The organism is Kribbella soli (assembly GCF_004331345.1).
Taxonomy (GTDB): Bacteria; Actinomycetota; Actinomycetes; order Propionibacteriales; family Kribbellaceae; genus Kribbella; species Kribbella soli.
Genome location: NZ_SJJZ01000003.1, coordinates 395,396 through 414,342, shown reverse-complemented (window position 1 = coordinate 414,342; position 18,947 = coordinate 395,396). Strand labels below are relative to the sequence as shown.

Below are 18,947 nucleotides of genomic sequence, written 5' to 3'. Positions count from 1 at the left end.
GGCCAGCCTAGTGATAAGACCACCGGCTATACTGGTATTGCTGAGACAGATCGATTTCAAACGACTCAGGAGGCCTCCGGGTTACGAATCTTCCAGCATCGCCCTCTAGGGTGTGGCCCATGTCTGAGAACCTGGTGCTGCTGCCTGCCGTCGATGTGGCGGACGGTCAGGCGGTTCGGCTGGTGCAGGGCGAGGCCGGTAGCGAGACGTCGTACGGCGACCCGCTGGCGGCGGCGATGGCCTGGCAGGACGCCGGGGCGGAGTGGATCCACCTGGTCGACCTGGACGCGGCGTTCGGTCGCGGCAGCAACCGTGAGCTGCTCGCCGAGGTGACCGGCAAGCTCGACGTACAGGTCGAACTGTCCGGCGGCATCCGCGACGACGAGTCCCTGGAGGCCGCGCTGGCGACCGGCGCGCGCCGGGTGAACATCGGCACCGCCGCGCTCGAGGACCCGGAGTGGTGCGACCGGATCATCCAGCAGTACGGCGACCGCGTCGCGATCGGTCTGGACGTCCGCGGCCGCACGCTGGCCGCCCGCGGCTGGACCAAGGAAGGCGGCGACCTGTACGAGGTGCTCGCCCGGCTGGAGACGGCCGGCTGTGAGCGCTACGTGGTCACCGACGTCACCAAGGACGGCATGCTCCAGGGCCCGAACCTGGACCTGTACCGCGACCTGTGCGCACGCACCGACAAGCCGGTCATCGCGTCCGGCGGCGTCTCGAGCCTGGACGACCTGCGGGCCCTGAGCACGCTGGTCGTGGACGGCGTCGAAGGCGTCATCGTCGGCAAGGCGCTGTACGCCGGTGCGTTCACCCTGACCGAGGCACTCGAGCTCACGCGTGGAGGCGACAAGTGAGTCTGGCCGACAAGCTCAAGGACAAGAAGGTCCTGGTCACCGGCGTCACCGGATTCGTCGGTGAGGCGCTGCTGCACCGGATCATCGGCGAGCTCCCCGGCACGACCGTGGCCGCGATCATCCGGCCGAAGGGCTCGCTGACCGGCACCGACCGGATGGCGCAGCTGCTGAAGAAGGACATCTTCAAGCCCTTCTACGGCGAGGGCACGCCGTACGCCGACGCCGAGGCGCTGACCGCGGCCCGGATCCAGGTGATCGACGGCGACCTGTCCGACGTACCGGAGCTGCCGAAGGATCTCGACATCGTCGTGCACTGCGCCGGCGACGTGAGCTTCGACCCGCCGATCCACGAGGCGTTCACGACCAACGTGCTCGGCACCAAGAGCCTGCTGGAGCGAATCGTCGAGACCGGGCAGCCGGTCCACTACGTGCACATCTCGACCGCCTACACGGCCGGTCGCCGGCGCGGCGCGATCCCGGAGGCCTCGGTCGAGCACTTCGTCGACTGGCGGACCGAGGCCGAGGCCGGGATGGCGATGAAGTCCCGGATCGAGGAGCAGTCCCGGTCCGCGCCGATGCTGGCGAAGTTCCGCAAGGAGGCCGAGAAGCTGCACCGGCGCGCCGGTCACCTGACGGCCGCGGCCGACACCGAGCGGCGGCGTACCGAATGGGTCGCGAAGCGGCTGGTCGAGACCGGCACCGAGCGCGCCCGCAGCCTCGGCTGGACCGACTGCTACACGTTCACCAAGGCGCTCGGCGAGCGGGTGGTCGAGGAGTTCTCCGGCAAGCTGCCGACGTCGATCGTCCGGCCGGCCATCATCGAGTCCGCGGTGCAGAGCCCCCACCCGGGCTGGATCGAGGGCTTCAAGATGGCCGAGCCTCTGATCCTGGCCTACGGCCGCGGTGAGCTGCCCGAGTTCCCGGCGTCGCCGGACTCGGTGATCGAGATCATCCCGGTCGACCACGTCGTCGGCGCGATCTGCGCGGTGATGGCGACCGAGCCCGAGCTGAGCAAGCCGGAGTACTACCACATCGGCTCCGGCGCCCGGAACCCGCTGACGTTCGAGCAGCTGTACGCCGGCGTCCGCGCGTACTTCTCCAAGCACCCGTTCGACCTCGGCGAGCGCGGCGCGGTCCGGCTGCCGGTCTGGAAGTTCCCCGGCGGCGACTCGGTCGAGACGATGCTGCGGTACGGCGAACGCGCGCACAAGATCGCCGACAAGATCATCACCAGCGTCCCGCGCGGTGAGCGGACCCGGAAGTACGCCCGCGAGCTCGACGTCCAGAAGCGCCGCCTCGACTTCCTGCGCCGCTACATGGACCTGTACTCCGAGTACGCGCAGGCGGAGCTGCAGTTCATCGACGACAACGTGCTCGCGCTGCACAACGCGCTCGAAGGCGACGACAAGGAGAAGTTCGCCTGCGACACCGCGGTCGTCGACTGGCAGTACTACCTGCAGGAACTGCACTGCCCGAGCGTCACCGAGTCGATGCGCCGGCTGGACGTCGTCCGGAAGAAGCGGAACAAGGCGCTCGCCGAGTCCGCCGGTGTCCTGAAGAAGGTCGAGCCGTCCGAGGCGAAGGTGGTCGCGGCGTTCGACATGGACGGCACGCTGCTGTCGTCGAACGTGATCGAGACCTACCTGTGGATGCGGCTGCCCGAGCTGGACGGCCCGCAGCGGGCCGGCGAGATCGGCGCGATGCTCCGCAAGCTCCCGAAGCTGATCGCCGCCGAGCGCAAGGACCGCGGCACGTTCCTCCGCACGATCTACCGCCGGTACGCCGGCGCGGATCTGGAGGAGCTGAACCAGATCGTCGACGAGATCCTCGCCGAGCACGTGCTCGAACGGTTGAGCGGCGCCGCCGTACGACGGATTCGCGAGCACCGCGCGGCCGGGCACAAGACGATCCTGATCACCGGCGCCGTCCGGCCGCTGACCCGTCCGCTGGAGCCGTTGTTCGACGAGATCGTCGCCGCCGAGTTGGCCGTCGACGACCGCGGCCGCTGCACCGGTTTCCTGTCCGGCCCGCCGCTGGTCGGTGAGTCGCGGGCCGCGTGGCTCAAGCACCACGCGCGGCAGACCAACATCGACCTGTCCAAGTCGTTCGCCTATGCCGACAGCCACTCGGACCTCCCGATGCTGTCGGCGGTCGGCAACCCGGTCGCGGTTTCGCCGGATGTGTCGCTGTTCCGGGCCGCCCGGGCCGCGCGCTGGCAGATCGTCGACTGGAAGACCCCGTCCACGTCGTCCCGTCTGGAGCTCCCTGGGGTGAACGTCCGATGATGCTCGCACTCGAGATGTACCGGTCGCCGGCGAAGTACCTGGCGGCCAAGGCGGTCGGCGGCCGCATCCCCGGCATCCTGACCGGACCGGCCGCGCCGCTGCGCCTCGTCACGATCAACGAGCCGAAGGCCGAGCGGGAGGGCTGGGCGCGGATCCGGCCGATCCTGTCCGGCATCTGCGGCTCGGACCTCGGCATGGTGACCGGCGCCACGAAGCTGTACTTCTCCGCGGTCGTGTCCATGCCGTTCGTCCCCGGTCACGAGATCGTCGGCGAGCTGCTCGACGACTGCGAAGACCTGCCGAAGGGCACCCGCGTGGTGATGGACAGCGTCCTGACCTGTGCGGCGCGCGGCGTCGAGCCGTGCGAGGGCTGCGTGTCCGGAAACACCAACAGGTGCGACCGGATCACGGTCGGCCATGTCGCGCCCGGCCTGCAGACCGGGTTCTGCCGCGACACCGGTGGCGGCTGGGGCAACCTGATGGTCGCGCATCGCAGCCAGCTGTACGCCGTGCCGGACGGAATGTCCGACGAGCGCGCCGTACTGGTCGAGCCGCTGGCAGGTGCAGTGCATGCCGCGCTGCGGGCCAAGGTCGAGCCGGGACAGTCGGTGCTGGTCAGCGGCGCCGGTGCGGTCGGGCTGTTCGCGACGCTCGCACTGCGCGAGCTGACGCAGGCCGGACGGATCACCGTGGTCGCCAAGCACGCGAAGCAGCGGGAGTTGGCGCGTGCGTTCGGCGCCAGCGACGTGGTCGCGCCGGACGAGGTGTTCCGCGGCGTACGGCGGTCGACCGGTGCGTTCCGGCTGAAGCAGGACTTCAGCGGCGGCGAGTTCCTGCTCGGCGGTGTCGACGTCGCCGTCGACGCGGTCGGCAGCAAGGACTCGATCGACACCGTGCTGCGAGTCACCAAGGCCGGCGGCCGGGTGGTGCTGTCCGGGATGCCGGCCAGCGGCGCCGACCTGTCGCCGGTGTGGTTCCGCGAGCTCGAGGTCACCGGCACGTACGCCTCCGCGCGGGAGGAGCCGAACGGCCGCCCGGCGTTCGAGACCGCGCTGGAACTCGCCGGCCGCGCCCCGCTGGACGGGATCGTCGGGGCCCGCTACCCGCTGTACCGCTGGCGCGAGGCGCTCGACCACGCGCACTCCGCCGGCCGACTGGGAACAGTCAAGGTTGCTTTCGATGTGAGGGCCTCATGAGGGCGCTGAACGTACGACGAGAGAGGTTCTGACATGTCTCGGCCAGGTTTCGTGCTTGAGGTGGACGACCGGACGCCGCCGCTGCTCGTGCACAACGGTGAGGGCTTCCTGCTGGAGCGGTTCCCGCAGGGCACCCGGGTGGTGTACCCGCCGGAGGCGCTGCCGCCGGTCCGCGACGTCGACGAGGCGATCCAGAACGCGCTGCTGAACCCGATCGAGTCCGAGCCGCTGCCGGAGCTGCTGCGCCCCGGGATGCGGCTGACGATCGCGTTCGACGACATCTCGCTGCCGCTGCCCCCGATGAAGAAGCCGGACATCCGGCAGCGCGTCATCGAGGCGGTGCTGGAGCTGGCCGCGCAGGCCGGTGTCGACGACGTCGAGCTGATCTCCGCGAACGCGCTGCACCGCCGGCTGACCCCGAACGAGCTGCGCGAGATCGTCGGCGAGCGGGTGTTCCGGTCGTTCTTCCCGGACGGGAAGCTCTACAACTTCGACGCCGAGGACCGCGACAACCTGACCCACCTGGGCCAGACCCGGCACGGCGAGGACGTCGAGATCTCCAAGCGGGCGGCCGAGTCCGACCTGCTGGTCTACGTGAACGTGAACCTGGTGGCGATGGACGGCGGGCACAAGTCCACGTCGATCGGGCTGGCGTCGTACAAGTCGCTGAAGCACCACCACAACAGCCACACGATGATCCACTCGCGGTCGTTCATGGACCACAAGGCCTCGAAGATGCACCACTCCGCCTGGCGGATGGGTGAGGTGCTGACCAGCCACGTCAAGGTCTTCCAGATCGAGACGACGCTGAACAACGACATCTTCGGCGGGCCGATCGAGTTCCTGCAGAAGCGCGAGTGGGAGTGGTCGATCAAGGACCAGGCCTCGATGCTCGGCACCAAGCGCGCACTGGCCGCCGCGCCGGCCAAGGTCCGGCACAAGATCTTCACCGACGTTCGGTCGAACTACGGCCTGACCGGGATCAACGCCGGGGCGATCGAGCCGGTGCACGAGAAGACGATCGAGGCGGTGCACCGCCAGCACCTGGTCGAGGTCCAGGGCCAGTCCGACGTCGCGATCATGGGCGTGCCGTTCGTCGGCCCGTACAACGTGAACTCGGTGATGAACCCGATCCTGGCTGCCTGCATGGGCCTGGGCTACTACTTCAACTCGTACCGGGGCAACCCGGTCGTCCGCAAGGACGGCGCGGTCATCCTGTACCACCCGGTCGACTACGAGTTCAGCCAGCTGCACCACCCGTCGTACGTCGACTTCTTCGAGGAAGTGCTGTCGGAGTCGACCGACCCGGCCACGATCGAGGCGAAGTTCGAGAAGCAGTACGCCGAGGACCCGTGGTACATCCACCTGTACCGGACGTCGTACGCGTACCACGGCGTGCACCCGTTCTACATGTGGTACTGGATCTCGCACGCGCTGGACCACTGCGGTGACATCGTCTGGGTCGGCGCGAACCGCAAGACCGTCGAGCGGATGGGCTTCCGGTCCGCGTCGACGCTGCAGGACGCGCTCGAGATGGTCAGCCACTCGGTCGGCCGGTCGCCGTCGATCACCTACCTGCACAACCCGCCGCACCTGCTCGCGGACGTGCGCTGATGGGTACCAGCCTGGTGAAGTTCAGCCGGGACACCGCTCGCGACGTCAAGCAGGTCGCGCGCGGATGGCGGTGGGGCCGGCGGCCGCAGGTGCCGCGATCGGCCGAGCCGTACGTGATCCCGAAGGAGAGCACGGTCTTCCCGACCCGCTGGGCCCGGACGCGGACCGCGATCGCGGTCCGCGACCTGATCCAGAAAGGCCCGCTGAACGCGGTCCTGAACTTCGAGGTCAGCCCGCAGGTGAGCGGACTCGACTCGCTGCTCAAGCTCGACGGACCGGCGATCATCGTCGCGAACCACTCGTCGCACCTGGACACCCCGTTGCTGCTGCTGTCGCTGCCGGACGCGATGCGCCGCAAGACGGCGTTCGCGGCGGCCGCCGACTACTTCTTCGACACCTGGTGGCGGGCGGCCGGTTCGGCGATCGTGTTCAACACGTTCCCGATCGAGCGCCGCGGCGGCAAGATGAGCGCGACCCCGGGCGACCTGCTCGCGGACGGGTGGAACGTCGTCGTGTTCCCCGAAGGCACGCGGTCGCCGGACGGCTGGATCCAACGGTTCCGGATGGGCGCGGCGTACCTGGCCGTCGAGCACGACGTACCGGTGATCCCGGTCGGCATCAAGGGCTCGTTCGCCGCGATGCCGCGCGGCCGCGGCTGGCCGATCCCGGGCCGCCCGGCGGTGCACGTCCGGTACGGCGACCCGCTGAAGCCCGCCGCCGGGGAAAGCGCTCGGGACTTCGCGCCCCGGATCGCCGCCGCCGTCTCGGCGCTGCTCGACGAGGAGTCGACCACCTGGTACGAGTCCCGCCGCCGCGCCGCGATCGGCGCCTCGCCGTCGCAGACCGGCCCCGAAGCGGCCCGCTGGCGCCGCGTCTGGGAGTCCACCCGCCCCATGAGGTCCACCGACAACCGCCGCCGCGCCTGGAAGTAACCCGAGGAACGCCGGCGTGCCGGGGGCTGTGAACAAGCTATTGCCTGTTCACAGCCCCCGTTGCCTGTTCACAGACCCCGTTGCCTGTCCGCAGCCTCGTCGGTTGCGCTGGTCGGTTCCGGGTGGACGCTAGGCTTGCCGCGTGAGTCTTGCTGTGCGGGTGATTCCCTGTCTGGACGTTGATGCCGGGCGGGTGGTGAAGGGCGTCAACTTCGCGGATCTGCGTGACGCCGGGGATCCGGTCGAGATGGCGCAGCTGTACGACGCGGAGGGTGCGGATGAGCTGACGTTCCTCGACATCACCGCGTCGTCGGGATCGCGCGAGACGACGTACGACGTGGTCCGGCGTACTGCTGAGCAGGTGTTCATCCCGCTGACGGTCGGCGGCGGGGTGCGCGAGGTGGGCGACGTGGACCGGTTGCTGCGGGCCGGTGCGGACAAGGTCGGGATCAACACCGGCGCGATCGCGCGGCCGGACGTGATCCACGAGATCGCGCACCGCTTCGGCAACCAGGTGCTGGTGCTGTCCCTCGACGTACGACGGGCCGCCGAGCAGCCGAGCGGGTTCGAGGTCACCACGCACGGCGGCCGGAAGTCGGCCGGGCTGGACGCGATCGAGTGGGCGCAGCGCGGCTGTGAGCTGGGCGCGGGGGAGATCCTGCTGAACTCGATGGACGCCGACGGGACCAAGCAGGGTTTCGACCTCGAGCTGATCAAGGCGGTCCGCGCGGTCGTCGACGTACCGCTGATCGCCAGCGGGGGAGCGGGGGCGCCGGAACACTTCCCGCCCGCGGTCCAGGCCGGCGCGGACGCCGTACTCGCCGCGAGCGTGTTCCACTTCGGCGACTTCCGGATCGCCGACGTGAAGAACGCACTCCGCGACGCCGGAATCGTGGTCCGGTGAGCACCCCCGCCGAGGTAGAGCACCCGAACCAGTCGGCCGCGTCGGGTGAGCGGTCGGAGCAGATGGTCGCGGCTATTGAGCAGGAACTGTCGGCGCTGTTCCGACGGTCACGGTCGGCCTCGCTGCGGCTCGCCCGTCGCGTCCATCCGGAAATGGACGCGGCCGGCTACGCGCTGATCTCCCAGATCGAGATGGGCACCGGCGGCAGTGCCGGCGTACGCGCATCGGACGTCGCGCAGGTGCTCGGCCTCGACAAATCGACCGTCAGCCGCGGCATCACCCAGCTCGAGACCCTCGGCCTGATCGAGCGGGTAGGCGACCCGGACGACGGCCGCGCGCGCCTCCTGCGCCTCACCACCACCGGCGCCGAACGCTACGAGGCCATGCGCACCCAACGCCGAACCGAGTTCCGCGCCATCCTGGACCGCTGGAATCCCACGGACCTGGCCGACCTCGGCCGCCTCCTCGCCCGCCTCAACGGCGACCTGGGCTGAGGTCCTTCAGCGAGTGATGCGGACGGCCCGTCCGTTCACGTCGTTCCCGAGGGCGCGCCAGCGCGCCCAGGTCAGCTCAGTGTCGTTCCAGAAGAAATGCGGCTCAGGGAGGGACGGCAGGTAGTAGGTGTTCGCTTCGAAGCGGTTGTTTCGCCCGGTGAAGACGGCTGTGTCGCCGATGTCCTGGACGGCGCCGGTGGACTGCCCGGCCGACATGGTGACGCGGTTGTCGTGGACGAGGATGTTGCGGACGACGTGCGGCCCGTACGGCGCCGGTTCCTCGGTCGCTCGGTGGCCGCTCTCGATGACGGCGATGCCGTTGGCGTTGCCGCTGACGACGTTGCCGGCCACCTCGATCAGTCCGGTCCCACCGGACGACTGGATCTGGATGCCTGCCTCCCAGGACCACCCCTTGTGCCGGCTGCCGTTGGCAGAGATCACGTTGTCCCGGATGGTGGCGTCGTAGCTGATCTCGTGCTGGATCCCGGCTCCCCAGTTGCCGGTGATCTTGTTGGCCGAGTACTCCGTGTGGATGTTGCCACCGTCGGTCCACAGCCCCGGGCCCAGGTTGTCGTGGACGTCGTTGTGGGTGACGGTGTAACGGTCGGTGTGCCAGATCTTGCCACCGCCCGCCTCCCAGTCCGGCGAGTAACCGGCCACTCCGTTGAACGACATCTCGTTGCCGCTGACGTCCGATCCCGTGCCCCAGGCACCGAAACCGAGCTGGCCTTGGTGATGAACGAAGTTCGCGGTGACGACCGCGCGGCCGGCCAGGCCGAGGCCGGCGCCGTGGTTGCCGCGCACCTCGTTGTTGTGGATGCGCCAGCCGGAGCCAGACTCGCGGGGCGTCGCCTGACGGCTCTCGACGGCCGCGACCTGGGCCTCGTTGGCGGCCTGCTCGAGGACGAGATTCGCGACGGTGACGTCGTCGGCAGTCGCGCGGACGAGACTGGGCGCGACCGCCTGCTCGACCAGGTGGGGTCCGGGGTCGTCGCCGATCGTGATGGTGTTCGCACGGTAGTCGGCATGCACGGTGCCTGGCGTCACTGCGTCCGGCGACGCGACCCTCGTCAGGCGGTGCTTGTCCAGGAAGACGTCCTCGGCGTACGCGCACGTCGGCACAGACTTCAGGCACTCACCATGGTTGCCGGGAACGGTCGGCAGGAATCCCGTGGTGGACCACGTGTTTGCGTGCTGCTGCCAGCCGGTCAGCACCCTCGCTCCACTGACGACCGCTCCTTGGTGACCGATGAGCGCGTCGCCTTCCTTCGGCCGCAGCGGTTGCTCCAGCCGGTACATGCCAGGGGAGAAGCAGTACGTCGTTTCGGCCGGGTGCGCATCGATGACGGATTGGATGTTGTCGGACGGATCGACCACGACGCCGTCACAGGATCTCGGGACCGGGCCGACCGGACCGGTGAAGCCGGCGCGGCTCGGCGGAACGGAGTCGGTCTGGTTGTCCGCGCTCTGACAGGCAGCCGGCAGCGCCACCAACATGCAGATGGCCATGGCCGACGCGAGGCTCACCATCACGTCCTGCCGAACCAGGGCCTGGCCGTGGAGACGGCCACTCCGATTCCGAACGCGGTCCACAGCAGTGCTGCCACCTGAGGTCCTTCCAGTTGGGGATCGAAGAAGCACGACACCAGCACGGAGGTGGTGACCATCATCGAGAGCACAGCCAGCTGCCGCCTGGTGTGCAGACCGTCCCGGGCCAGGCGCCGGCAGCTCCCGATCAGCTGCCAGTACCACGCCACCCACAGCGCGATCCACAGCGAGAGACCGGCCACGCCCAGCCTGGCCACGATGTGCAGGTGGGAATTGTGAGGGCTCCGCAAGGTGTCCTTGCCCTCGTCGTACACACCGACCTCCGTGGCCAGGTTCTGACCGAATCCGGACCCGTCTGCCAGATGGCCGTCCGCGATCTGTTTGTCGAGGATCCGCGACCACAGTTGCTCACGCCCCTCGACGGTGCCGCCCAGATTGCCGGGTGATTCCTTGCCGCCGAGGCTCACCACGTTGGCGACCAGTTGGGACGCCGAGAATGCCCGTCCCTGCAACCCCGTGACCGGTGCCTGGACCGACAGCAACGTCGCCACGCTCAACCCGACGCCCACGACGAGCACCGCGCGAGCGACGAGGCCGAACCGGTGACGCATGAACGCCAGTCCCACCGCCATGCCGGCGACCGCCCCGAGCAGGCCTCCCCTGTTCTGGGTAGCTACAAGTGCGAGGACCAGGAATGCGACGATGCTCCACCCGGCGCGGTTGCGAGGGCTGCGGGTGCCGGGCAGGAGCCACATGGATCCAAGCGCCAGCAGTGCCGCGATCGCTGTGCTCCCGGCTTTGTGTGACAGCACAGACACCGGTGAGAACGGCACGTGGGGGGCCGCGGCCACGGGTGTCAGCAGCAGTCCGAGCGGGAGCCACAGCAACAGCCACGGAGTCAGCCTGGCCAGCTGGTCGATCAGCCGGTCGAGCAGATCCGGCGAGGTGGCGAGGGCAGCAGTGACGAAGAAGGCGAAGAGGCAGTAGTACCACAGCGCCGCATCCCGCACCGCGTCCAGCTGGTAGGTGGCCAGCCCGGGCACCGTGCGAATCAACCCCCAGAGTGCGAACGCGGCGAGCCACGCGAGAACGGGCTCATTGCTGACCGGGAGGAGGAAACGGCGAGTGGCTGTCAGAGCCGCGACTGAGCCGAGCCCGAGCATCATCTCAGCGACGAACAGCGGACTTCCGGGCAGATGGACATACGCGAAAGCGCGGTCGAACAGGAGGTACCCGGCCAGCAACGGACCGAGCAGCCGGCCGTAGAGATCGAACAGCCGACCCGGCTGGACGCCCGTGCGGCGCAGGGCCGAGGACATCTCGTCTCAGTCCCGCGGCAGGCGTGCCGTCGGTCGCGGCTCCTTGGCAGGCTGGAACGCGAACCGCGGTGCCGACGGCGCGAGCGCCAGTCTGAGCGGGCCGGCAGTCCGGCCGGCGATCCGCGCACGTAACCGGCGGACGAACCTGGGCGTCCGGCCGGGACGCCGGTAGATGTAACCGACGACGTTCGACTTGACCTGGTCCAGCCGCTCGACCACAGCGACGTGATCGTTGACCAACTCGTCCGGGCCGAGAACGATGATGGCCGCGTCGGAGTCGTTCACCAGCTCGACCGCGTTCGCCATCCGCAGTACGGCGGGACTGTCGATCAGGACGAGGTCGAACGAGGCCTTCGCCTCGGCGATCACTCGCTCCACCGCGTGTGCGTACGCCGGACCGGCGGTTCGCTTCGTCCGGGTAGGCCCGGCCGGGAGAACGGTGATGTCACCGTTGAACGGACTGGCCTCGATGCAGTCGGACAGCAGACTCCGGCCGGCTACCACCTGCTCGAAGCCATCGGTCGGTGCGCTGCCTGGAAGCAGCAGTTCGGTCAGCGTCCCCCAGTCAGCGTCGGCGTCCACCACCATCACCGGCCTACCGCTCTCGGCGGCGGCGAGTGCGACGTTGGCCACGACCGTGCTGCGGTCATCACCGGTGTACGCCGAGACGAAGACGACGGCGAGTTGCTCGTCCCGAGCCGTCCGGATCCGCTCGACCGATGCCGCGGTGAACCGGAACGCCTCGGCGGCCGCGGACTGCGGGTGGACAACCATCGGCAGCGGATCGGAGGCGGCCGCGAAGCCCGGAAGGATCAGGTTCTTGTCGGTCGATGGAACGTCACCGATCAGCGGCGCATCGTAGATCGCCACCGGGTCGAGCCGGTCGTCGAGGCATCGGTGGCGGGCCGCGCGCAGATACGCCAGCACGGCACCGAGTACGAGGCCGGCCAGCAGACCGACGGCACCGGCTTTCTTGGAGCTGCCGTTGACCGGCAGTTGCGGTTCCGGGGCCCACGCCACGGTCGGATGGGTGGCCAGGTCGAGCTGCATGTCGACCAGAGCCTGCGTTCGCTGCTTCAGCAGCTCGATCCGCTGGCCTTGGGTCCGGGAGTCCTGGATAGCTCGCTCGACCGCGGCGACCGCGTCCGCGCCCTGAGCGAGGATTCTGGCGGCTCGTTCCTCGTCGAAGGCCTGGAGCGCCGCGTTGACACCCGTCTGCGCGACCCGGGAGTTCGGCCAGGTGAACGACACGGTGACGATGCTGGAGCCGAAGGCTCCCGGTGCGGACTGCGTCGGCGGCGTGATCTCCAGTGACCTGCCTTCGCCGGCGAAGTCGCCGAGGGAGAGCACGTTGTCGTTCAGGGTCGCATTGGCGATGCCGGCGGCGCGGTCGGCGACCTGCTGGGACTGCATGAGCAGCACTTGACTGTCGAAGTACTGGTCGGGGTTCTCGTCGTGGGCCAGCGTGCTCTGCGGCACGGTGATGGTGGCAGTGGCGCGGTAGACCTGCACTTGCATCAAGTTGTAACTCACCGCCGCCGCGGCCATCAGCACCCCGATGAGCAGCACCATGGCGCTGTAGCGGCGCACGGCACCGAAGACGGTCGGCTCGAACCGCCCTTGATCGATTCTGGTGGCCTTCATGGCCCCCACCTCAGTCGCTCCCCTGGACCTCGGTGCACCGCCCCAGCAGTGTGCCCCCTTGTCATGATGATAGGCGGCCTGTCACCACAGCTGGGTATCCGGCACTCTTCGTGGTCGGCCACCGACGATCAGCGCATATGGTTGTGGAAACCAACTATTGGAGTATATAGTTGGGTTATGCAACTAGCTCAGCAACCCTTCGTCCCGGGGGTAGAGCGGGATGCGGCCGCGCAGGAGCTGCTCGAAGGAGTCAGCTCGCTGGTGCGCGCCGTGCGGTGTATCGAGCACCGGCACCTGACCGGCGACGGCGGACTGCGCCGTTCCGACGCGAGTGTGCTCAAGGTGCTGATGAAGGACGGCGAGCAGCGCGGCGGCGAGATCGCCGGCAAGCTCGGCGTCGACGCGTCGGTGGTGAGCCGGCAGCTGACTGCGCTGGAGGCCGACGGACTGGTGAGCCGTCGGCCTGATCCGGCCGATGCCCGCGTGGGGCTGGTCAGCCTCTCGTCCCAGGGCAAGGCCCAGCTCGAAGCGCTCTATTCGTCCTACACCCAGCAACTGAGAACCGCCCTTGCGGACCTCGACGACGACGCGCTGACTGCCGCCGCTGCCACCATGCAGCGAGTCGCAGTCGCCATCACCGAGGCCAACAAGGTCGTGAGGCGTAACCCCAAGACTGGAGACTGATGACTGTCACCGAGACCCGGCGCCAACTGCCCAGTGCGCCGGAACTCACCCACCGCGAGATCCTCGAGATCCTGATCGGCCTGCTCGCCGCGCTGTTCACGGCGATGCTGAGCTCGACGATCGTCAGCAACGCCCTGCCGACGATCATCGCCGATCTCGAGGGCTCCCAGACGCAGTACACCTGGGTCCTCACCGCGAGCCTGCTGGCCACCACGGTGTCCACCCCGATCTGGGGCAAGCTCTCGGACCTGATGAGCAAGAAACTGCTGGTCCAGCTCGCGATCTCGATCTTCGTGATCGGGTCGGCGCTGGCCGGTCTGTCCCACAACGTGCCGTTCCTGATCGGCGCCCGGGTGCTGCAGGGCCTCGCGATGGGCGGTCTGATGGCCCTCGCCCAGGCCATCATCGGCGCCGCGATCCCACCCCGGTCGCGCGGCCGGTACTCCGGTTACATGGGCGCCGTGATGGCGGTCGCGACCGTCAGCGGCCCGCTCATCGGCGGCGTCATCGTCGACACCTCGTGGCTCGGCTGGCGCTGGTGTTTCTACGTCTGCGTCCCGCTGGCCGTGGTCAGCCTGGTGATCCTGCAGAAGTACCTGCACCTGCCGGTGCTGAAGCGTGAGGTCCGGATCGACTACCTGGGCGCGGTGCTGATCAGCATCACGGCCAGCCTGCCGCTGCTCTGGGTCACCTTCGCCGGCTCGGACTTCGCCTGGATGTCCTGGCAGTCCGCGCTGTTCGTCGGCGGCACCTTGCTGTTCGGCTTCCTCGCCGTCGTGGTGGAGAACCGGGTGGCCGAGCCGCTGGTCCCGCTGAAGGTCGTCCGGGAGCGGACCACGGCGCTGGCGATCGTCGCCAGCCTCGCGGTCGGTGTCGCCATGTTCGGCAGCGCGCTGTTCCTCGGTCAGTACTTCCAGATCGCCCGCGGCTACAGCCCGACCGAGGCCGGCCTGCTGACGATCCCGATGATGCTCGGTTCGTTCGTCGGCTCGGCGGGCTCCGGTCAGCTGATCACCCGCTACGGCAAGTGGAAGCGGTACCTGGTGTCGGGCGGCGTACTGCTGCTCGTCGGTCTGCTGATCCTCGGCACGATCGACCACACCTCGCCGTACTGGTTCGTCGGGCTCGGCATGCTCGCGATGGGCCTCGGCATGGGGATGACGATGCAGAACCTGGTGCTCGCCGTACAGAACACCGTCGACGTCACGCAGATCGGCGCGTCCTCCGCGACCGTCGCGTTCTTCCGCAGCCTGGGTGGTGCGGTCGGTGTCTCCGCACTGGGTGCCGTCCTGGCCGTCCGGGTGAAGGACCTGATCGTCGACGGTCTGCTGGCCAGTGGTCCGGGTGGTGCCGAGGCCGCGAGGAAGTTGCAGGAGGGTGGTTCCGGCGGTACGAGCCTGCTGGACGTCAACCACCTGCCTCCGCAGCTGGCCGAACTGGTCCGGCACGCGTACGGCGACGCGACCGGCCGAATCTTCCTGATCGCCGCCGCCTGCGCCGTGGTCAGCCTCCTCGCGGTCGCCTTCATCAAGGAGGTCCCCCTCCGCACAACCGTCGCAAAGGTCGACGTCGCGGAGGACGAGGCCTAAAGATCCGGCGGCTCGAGGCCGGTCAGTTCGCGGGTGCGGATGATCGGTGAACCGACCAGCCACAGTACGGCGAGCAGGCCGCCGGCGGCGGAGACGAGGAGGGTTTCGCGGACACCGATCCAGGTGCCGAGGAACCCTCCGACGACCGCGCCGAGCGGCCTGATGCCGTAGTTGATGCTGCTGAACGCCCCCGCGACCCGGCTCCGCATGTGGTCGTGGGTGACGGCCGCCTGCAACGAGTTCAGCGGTACGTCGAAGCACATCACTGCGAACGCCCCGATGAATTCGGCCACCGCCAGCGCGACCACCTTGAGCCAGGTCGGTCCGTCCGCGAGCGCGGCGATCGCGATCGAGCCCGGGAAGATGATCGCCCCGGCCGCGATCACCGGGCCGGCACCGAACCGGCGGCTGAGCGGCGACGCGGTGACCGCGCCGAGCAGGCCGCCGGATGCGCCGACTCCGAACGCCACGCCGATGACGCCCGCGGACAAACCGAGAATGCGGCTCGCGAACAGCACGAGCAACGCCATGCTCATCAGGTTGAAGAAGTTCACCGTGGTCGCGCAGCCCAGGCTGCGGCTGAGGTACGGGTGCTTGAGTACGTACCGCATCCCTGCGGCGGCCCGGCGGAGCAGCGGCTCGTCCGACTCCTCGGACACCCCCGGCTCGACCTTCAATCGGCTGATCTGAACGGCCGAGAACACGAACGTGAGCGCGTCGACGACGATCGCGACCGGCGCGGTCAGCCACTGCACCAGCAGTCCGCCGACGGCCGGGCCGCCCATGAACGAGATCGAGCGGGTCGCCGACAGTTTGCTGTTCGCCTCCAGGTACTGGTCCCGATCGACGATCCGGACGAAGAACGAGGCGTACGCCGTACCGAACACGACATGCGCCGTGCCGGCGAGGATCGCGATCACGTACAAGTGGCCAAGGGCCAGCAGGTCGAACCAGTAGGCCACCGGCAAGGTCAGCAGCACGACCGTCCGGGTCAGGTCGGCGGCGATCATCAGCGGGCGTTTGTCGCGGCGGCGGTCGACCCAGGTGCCGATGAACAGCGACGCGAGGTTCGGTAGCCAGACCGCCGCGGTCAGGAAACCGACCTGGCTGGGAGAGGCGTCGAGCATGGTGACGGCGATCAACGGCAGCGCGAGCTCGGTGATCCGGTCCCCGAACTCGGAGACGGTCTGCGCGGACCAGAACGTCCGGAACCGTTGGTCGCGCCAAAGGCTGGTGGCGGGCAGCGTCTTCATGGTCACTCCGTTGCTTCAGGCAAGGAGATGCGTACGTACCGCACCGGGTGGGCGTCGTCGGGGGACTCGCCGGCGTCGCGCCGCTGGATGTACGGCGCCATCAGTTGCTCGATCGCGGACTCGAGCGCCTCGGCCTCGGTGGGCGTGAGGGCCAGCAGGGTGTTCGCCGTACCGGCGAGCCGGCTCCACTCGGGGTCCAGGTTCGGCTCGGTCTCTGTCAGCCATTGCTGGGCCGACTCGAGTGCTTGGTTCATCATTTCGGTCCGCAGCAGGCGGCCGGCTTCGACGCCTTCCGGGGTGTCCGGCATCTCGTACCGGAAGCCGCGGGCGGCTGCGTTCCACCAGCGCTGCCGCCGGTCCGATCCGCTCGGCGGCGGGCCGTCGACGACCAGACCGAAACCCGCCAGGTGCCTCAGATGCCAACTGGTCACCGAAGGGGAGGCCCCGACGTGTTCGGACAGTTGCGTCGCGGTCGCCGGGCCGTTCTTCTGCAGGTAGCTGAGCGCAGCGAGCCGCACGGGATGCGCCAACGCGCGCATCGCCTGCGGGTCGGTGATCTCGAAATCGCCGTACGGATTTCTGAGAGACATGTTTCGAGAGTAATCTCTCAGATCTCTCGAGAGCAAGGTGTGGACCCGCTAACGACAGGAAGTCGTCGCTCGGGGCGGGCTCTGGATGGGGGCGTTCAGGCGGGAACAGCCCGTGGAGGAGGCGTCGAGGGCGACTACCTCCTGTCGTTAGCGGAGGGTTCGCGTCCAGATGTCGCTGGTCAGGTCTGGGTGCATGCCGGCGCCTGTGTAGAGCGCGACGGCTGGGGTCGGGTTGCCTGCGTCCACGTGCAGGATCGTGCCGGTGCGGCCGGCGGCGGCGTCGACCGCGAACGCGTTCCGCAGCAGGAACTTGGCCAGCCCGCGGCCGCGGGCGGACGGTACGACGCCCAGCCGGCCGACGTACCCGCAGTTGTCGGTGCTGACGAAGTTGTGATTGCACTCGGTCATCCCGACCGCCCGGCCGTCGACCTCGACGACCGTCACCTGCGACCAGTCGAACGTCGACCGGCTCTCCCGCGACACGACCCAGTCCTCGAACGGACGCGGCAGCGTCCCAGGCTGGTCCGCGAAAGCCTCCATCAGTACGCCGTGCGCCGCCCGGCGGCTCGTTTCGTCCGGAGCGCCTCGCCGTACGACGACGCCCTCCGGTACGGCGGGTGGGGGCACCGGGCCGTCGAAGGTGATGCGCATCCGGTGCGTCGACGTACCGACCGTGAAGCCGTGCGCGGCGGCGACCTTCGGGAGTTTCTCGTCCTGCCGGATCACGCCGAGTTTGAGGATCACCCCGTCCCGCCCGAGCTCGCCAGCACGGCGCTCCGAACGGTCGAGCAGCCAGTCGAGGACGGCCGGATCCTCGCTGAGGATGTCGAGGCCCAGGTGGGTGCCGCCGGTGATCGGGACGGCGGTGGCCGAGCCGGCGAAGTCGCCGTCCGGGCCGAGCACCACCCAGGCGTCGGTCGCGAGGTTGATGCCGGGATCCCGGAGGTAGTTGGCGACATCCTCCGGACTGTGTTTCGCGAAACCGAGCAGCGCCGACGTGTAGATCCCGGACCGCTCCGCGATCAGCGCGGCGTCCTCCTGCCGCATCGGCCGAACGGTGTAGCCCGCTGGCAGGCTCACGAGGCGGTGATCTCGCGTCGCCAGACCTCCATGACCAGGGTGGCCTGCATGCCGACCGACAGGTACACGCCGAGCGCAGGCGTCGGGTTGTTGGTGTCGACGTGCAGGATCGTGCCGGTCCGCCCCGCGGCCGCGTCGAGCGCGAACTGGTCGCGCAGCAGGAACTTCGCGAGGCCCTTCCCGCGAGCCTTCTCGAGTACGCCGAGCCGGCCGATGTAACCGCAGTTCTCGTCCTCGACGAACTGGTCGTTGCACAGCCGCATCGCGACCACCTCGCCGTCCAGTTCGAGCACCGTCTGCTGGGACCAGTCGAACCCCGAGAAGTTCTCCAGCGACGCGTGCCATTCCTCGTACGAGCGCGGCGAGAACCCGAACTGCCCCGCGAAGCTGGCATTCATGACGTCGTGCGCCGCCCGGCGGCTCGCCTCGTCCGGTGCGCCCCGCCGTACCGTGACTCCGGCCGGAACCGCGGGCGCCGGCACCGTCCCGTCGTGGTCGATCCGCATCCGGTGGAAGATCGTGCCGCGCTCGAACCCGTACCCGCCCAGCCGTTCCTCGCGGGCCGTGTCGGCCTGGTAGTTGACGATGTCGACCTGCACCGCCGGGTGCCCGTACTCCGCGGCGATCTCGGCCGCCCGGCGTTCGATCCGGTCGAGCAGAAAGCGCTCCACGACGGGGTCGGTCGTGACGACATCGAGGTCGAGCTGGCGATGATCGCCCTTGCCGAAGATCGAGCCGTACCCGACCAGCCGACCGTCGTCGAACACCAGCCAGCCGTCGGTCGTGGGGTCGAAGCCGGGCTCGGAGAGCTCGTCCTGTGCGTCGTCGAGGGTGTAGTCGGCGAAACCGACCACCGAGGTGTTGTAGTCGGACACCAGTTCGAGGACCGCCTGCGCGTCCTCCAGCGTCGGCGAGCGGACGGTGTAGGCGTCTGGCAGTACGGCGGTCATTCCCACAT

16 protein-coding genes are annotated in these 18,947 nt (G+C 68.9%); 9 read left to right on the top strand and 7 right to left on the bottom strand.

Features of this window, described 5'->3' with window-relative positions; all coding sequences use genetic code 11:
- Positions 1-119 precede the first annotated feature (119 nt).
- The 7 genes from priA (at position 120) to E0H45_RS24875 (ending at position 8,282) form a co-directional block, all read left to right on the top strand.
- On the top strand, positions 120-857 hold the full coding sequence (gene priA, locus E0H45_RS24905) for a bifunctional 1-(5-phosphoribosyl)-5-((5-phosphoribosylamino)methylideneamino)imidazole-4-carboxamide isomerase/phosphoribosylanthranilate isomerase PriA (protein WP_131341570.1): 738 nt from the start codon (positions 120-122) through the stop codon (positions 855-857).
- Positions 854-3,142, top strand: coding sequence for an HAD-IB family hydrolase (locus E0H45_RS24900; RefSeq protein ID WP_131341568.1), 2,289 nt, complete (start codon positions 854-856; stop codon positions 3,140-3,142). The genes priA and E0H45_RS24900 overlap by 4 nt, the downstream gene beginning before the upstream one ends.
- Positions 3,139-4,338 (top strand): zinc-dependent alcohol dehydrogenase, encoded by a 1,200-nt coding sequence (locus tag E0H45_RS24895; protein WP_131341565.1) that lies wholly within the window; start codon positions 3,139-3,141, stop codon positions 4,336-4,338. Before E0H45_RS24900 ends, E0H45_RS24895 begins: the two co-directional genes overlap by 4 nt.
- Positions 4,339-4,371: 33 nt before the next feature.
- The gene (gene larAH, locus E0H45_RS24890; RefSeq protein ID WP_131341562.1) at positions 4,372-5,952 is read left to right on the top strand and encodes an NPN-dependent hydroxyacid isomerase, LarAH14/15/16 family; all 1,581 of its coding nucleotides are present in this window, start codon (positions 4,372-4,374) and stop codon (positions 5,950-5,952) included.
- Entirely contained in the window at positions 5,952-6,884 is a 933-nt protein-coding gene (locus E0H45_RS24885; protein WP_131341559.1) for a lysophospholipid acyltransferase family protein, read from the top strand. Before larAH ends, E0H45_RS24885 begins: the two co-directional genes overlap by 1 nt.
- Positions 6,885-7,026: 142 nt before the next feature.
- A complete protein-coding gene (hisF, locus tag E0H45_RS24880) occupies positions 7,027-7,788 on the top strand; it encodes an imidazole glycerol phosphate synthase subunit HisF (protein ID WP_131341556.1) in 762 nt (253 codons plus the stop codon).
- On the top strand, positions 7,785-8,282 hold the full coding sequence (locus tag E0H45_RS24875) for a MarR family winged helix-turn-helix transcriptional regulator (protein ID WP_238155253.1): 498 nt from the start codon (positions 7,785-7,787) through the stop codon (positions 8,280-8,282). The genes hisF and E0H45_RS24875 overlap by 4 nt, the downstream gene beginning before the upstream one ends.
- A gap of 6 nt (positions 8,283-8,288) precedes the next feature.
- Here the strand turns inward: E0H45_RS24875 and E0H45_RS24870 are convergent, their stop codons facing one another.
- The 3 genes from E0H45_RS24870 to E0H45_RS24860 are packed head-to-tail and all read right to left on the bottom strand — an operon-like array spanning position 8,289 to position 12,793.
- Positions 8,289-9,812: a right-handed parallel beta-helix repeat-containing protein gene (locus E0H45_RS24870; protein WP_131341553.1), complete on the bottom strand. Its 1,524-nt coding sequence runs from the start codon at positions 9,810-9,812 to the stop codon at positions 8,289-8,291.
- Positions 9,812-11,149, bottom strand: coding sequence for an O-antigen ligase family protein (locus tag E0H45_RS24865; protein ID WP_131341551.1), 1,338 nt, complete (start codon positions 11,147-11,149; stop codon positions 9,812-9,814). The genes E0H45_RS24870 and E0H45_RS24865 overlap by 1 nt, the downstream gene beginning before the upstream one ends.
- Positions 11,150-11,155: 6 nt before the next feature.
- Positions 11,156-12,793, bottom strand: coding sequence for a Wzz/FepE/Etk N-terminal domain-containing protein (locus E0H45_RS24860; protein WP_131341548.1), 1,638 nt, complete (start codon positions 12,791-12,793; stop codon positions 11,156-11,158).
- A gap of 177 nt (positions 12,794-12,970) precedes the next feature.
- Here E0H45_RS24860 and E0H45_RS24855 point away from each other — a divergent pair, with 177 nt between their 5' ends.
- Positions 12,971-13,477: a MarR family winged helix-turn-helix transcriptional regulator gene (locus E0H45_RS24855; RefSeq protein WP_165546588.1), complete on the top strand. Its 507-nt coding sequence runs from the start codon at positions 12,971-12,973 to the stop codon at positions 13,475-13,477.
- Positions 13,477-15,066 (top strand): MDR family MFS transporter, encoded by a 1,590-nt coding sequence (locus E0H45_RS24850; RefSeq protein WP_131341543.1) that lies wholly within the window; start codon positions 13,477-13,479, stop codon positions 15,064-15,066. Before E0H45_RS24855 ends, E0H45_RS24850 begins: the two co-directional genes overlap by 1 nt.
- On the opposite strand, the gene E0H45_RS24845 is transcribed toward E0H45_RS24850, so the two are convergent.
- From E0H45_RS24845 to E0H45_RS24830, 4 genes are all read right to left on the bottom strand, one after another.
- The gene (locus E0H45_RS24845) at positions 15,063-16,319 is read right to left on the bottom strand and encodes an MFS transporter (protein WP_131341540.1); all 1,257 of its coding nucleotides are present in this window, start codon (positions 16,317-16,319) and stop codon (positions 15,063-15,065) included. The two genes, E0H45_RS24850 and E0H45_RS24845, sit on opposite strands and share 4 nt — an antisense overlap.
- Before the next feature lie 2 nt (positions 16,320-16,321).
- Positions 16,322-16,909 carry an ArsR family transcriptional regulator gene (locus E0H45_RS24840; protein ID WP_131341537.1) on the bottom strand — a complete coding sequence of 196 codons (588 nt, stop codon included), beginning with the start codon at positions 16,907-16,909 and terminating at the stop codon, positions 16,322-16,324.
- Between the two features lie 147 nt (positions 16,910-17,056).
- On the bottom strand, positions 17,057-17,956 hold the full coding sequence (locus E0H45_RS24835) for a GNAT family N-acetyltransferase (protein ID WP_131341534.1): 900 nt from the start codon (positions 17,954-17,956) through the stop codon (positions 17,057-17,059).
- Positions 17,957-17,985: 29 nt separating this feature from the next.
- A complete protein-coding gene (locus tag E0H45_RS24830; protein ID WP_131341531.1) occupies positions 17,986-18,939 on the bottom strand; it encodes a GNAT family N-acetyltransferase in 954 nt (317 codons plus the stop codon).
- Positions 18,940-18,947: the final 8 nt, after the last annotated feature.

Excerpts from the sequence above, each read along its gene's own strand:
- E0H45_RS24830 (WP_131341531.1), bottom strand. The coding sequence starts at position 18,939 with ATGACCGCCGTACTGCCAGACGCCTACACCGTCCGCTCGCCGACGCTG.
- E0H45_RS24860 (WP_131341548.1), bottom strand. The coding sequence starts at position 12,793 with ATGAAGGCCACCAGAATCGATCAAGGGCGGTTCGAGCCGACCGTCTTC.
- priA (WP_131341570.1), top strand. The coding sequence starts at position 120 with ATGTCTGAGAACCTGGTGCTGCTGCCTGCCGTCGATGTGGCGGACGGT.
- E0H45_RS24895 (WP_131341565.1), top strand. The coding sequence starts at position 3,139 with ATGATGCTCGCACTCGAGATGTACCGGTCGCCGGCGAAGTACCTGGCG.
- E0H45_RS24855 (WP_165546588.1), top strand. The coding sequence starts at position 12,971 with ATGCAACTAGCTCAGCAACCCTTCGTCCCGGGGGTAGAGCGGGATGCG.
- E0H45_RS24870 (WP_131341553.1), bottom strand. The coding sequence starts at position 9,812 with ATGGTGAGCCTCGCGTCGGCCATGGCCATCTGCATGTTGGTGGCGCTG.
- larAH (WP_131341562.1), top strand. The coding sequence starts at position 4,372 with ATGTCTCGGCCAGGTTTCGTGCTTGAGGTGGACGACCGGACGCCGCCG.
- E0H45_RS24885 (WP_131341559.1), top strand. The coding sequence starts at position 5,952 with ATGGGTACCAGCCTGGTGAAGTTCAGCCGGGACACCGCTCGCGACGTC.
- E0H45_RS24835 (WP_131341534.1), bottom strand. The coding sequence starts at position 17,956 with ATGCGGCAGGAGGACGCCGCGCTGATCGCGGAGCGGTCCGGGATCTAC.
- E0H45_RS24840 (WP_131341537.1), bottom strand. The coding sequence starts at position 16,909 with ATGTCTCTCAGAAATCCGTACGGCGATTTCGAGATCACCGACCCGCAG.
- E0H45_RS24845 (WP_131341540.1), bottom strand. The coding sequence starts at position 16,319 with ATGAAGACGCTGCCCGCCACCAGCCTTTGGCGCGACCAACGGTTCCGG.
- E0H45_RS24850 (WP_131341543.1), top strand. The coding sequence starts at position 13,477 with ATGACTGTCACCGAGACCCGGCGCCAACTGCCCAGTGCGCCGGAACTC.
- E0H45_RS24865 (WP_131341551.1), bottom strand. The coding sequence starts at position 11,149 with ATGTCCTCGGCCCTGCGCCGCACGGGCGTCCAGCCGGGTCGGCTGTTC.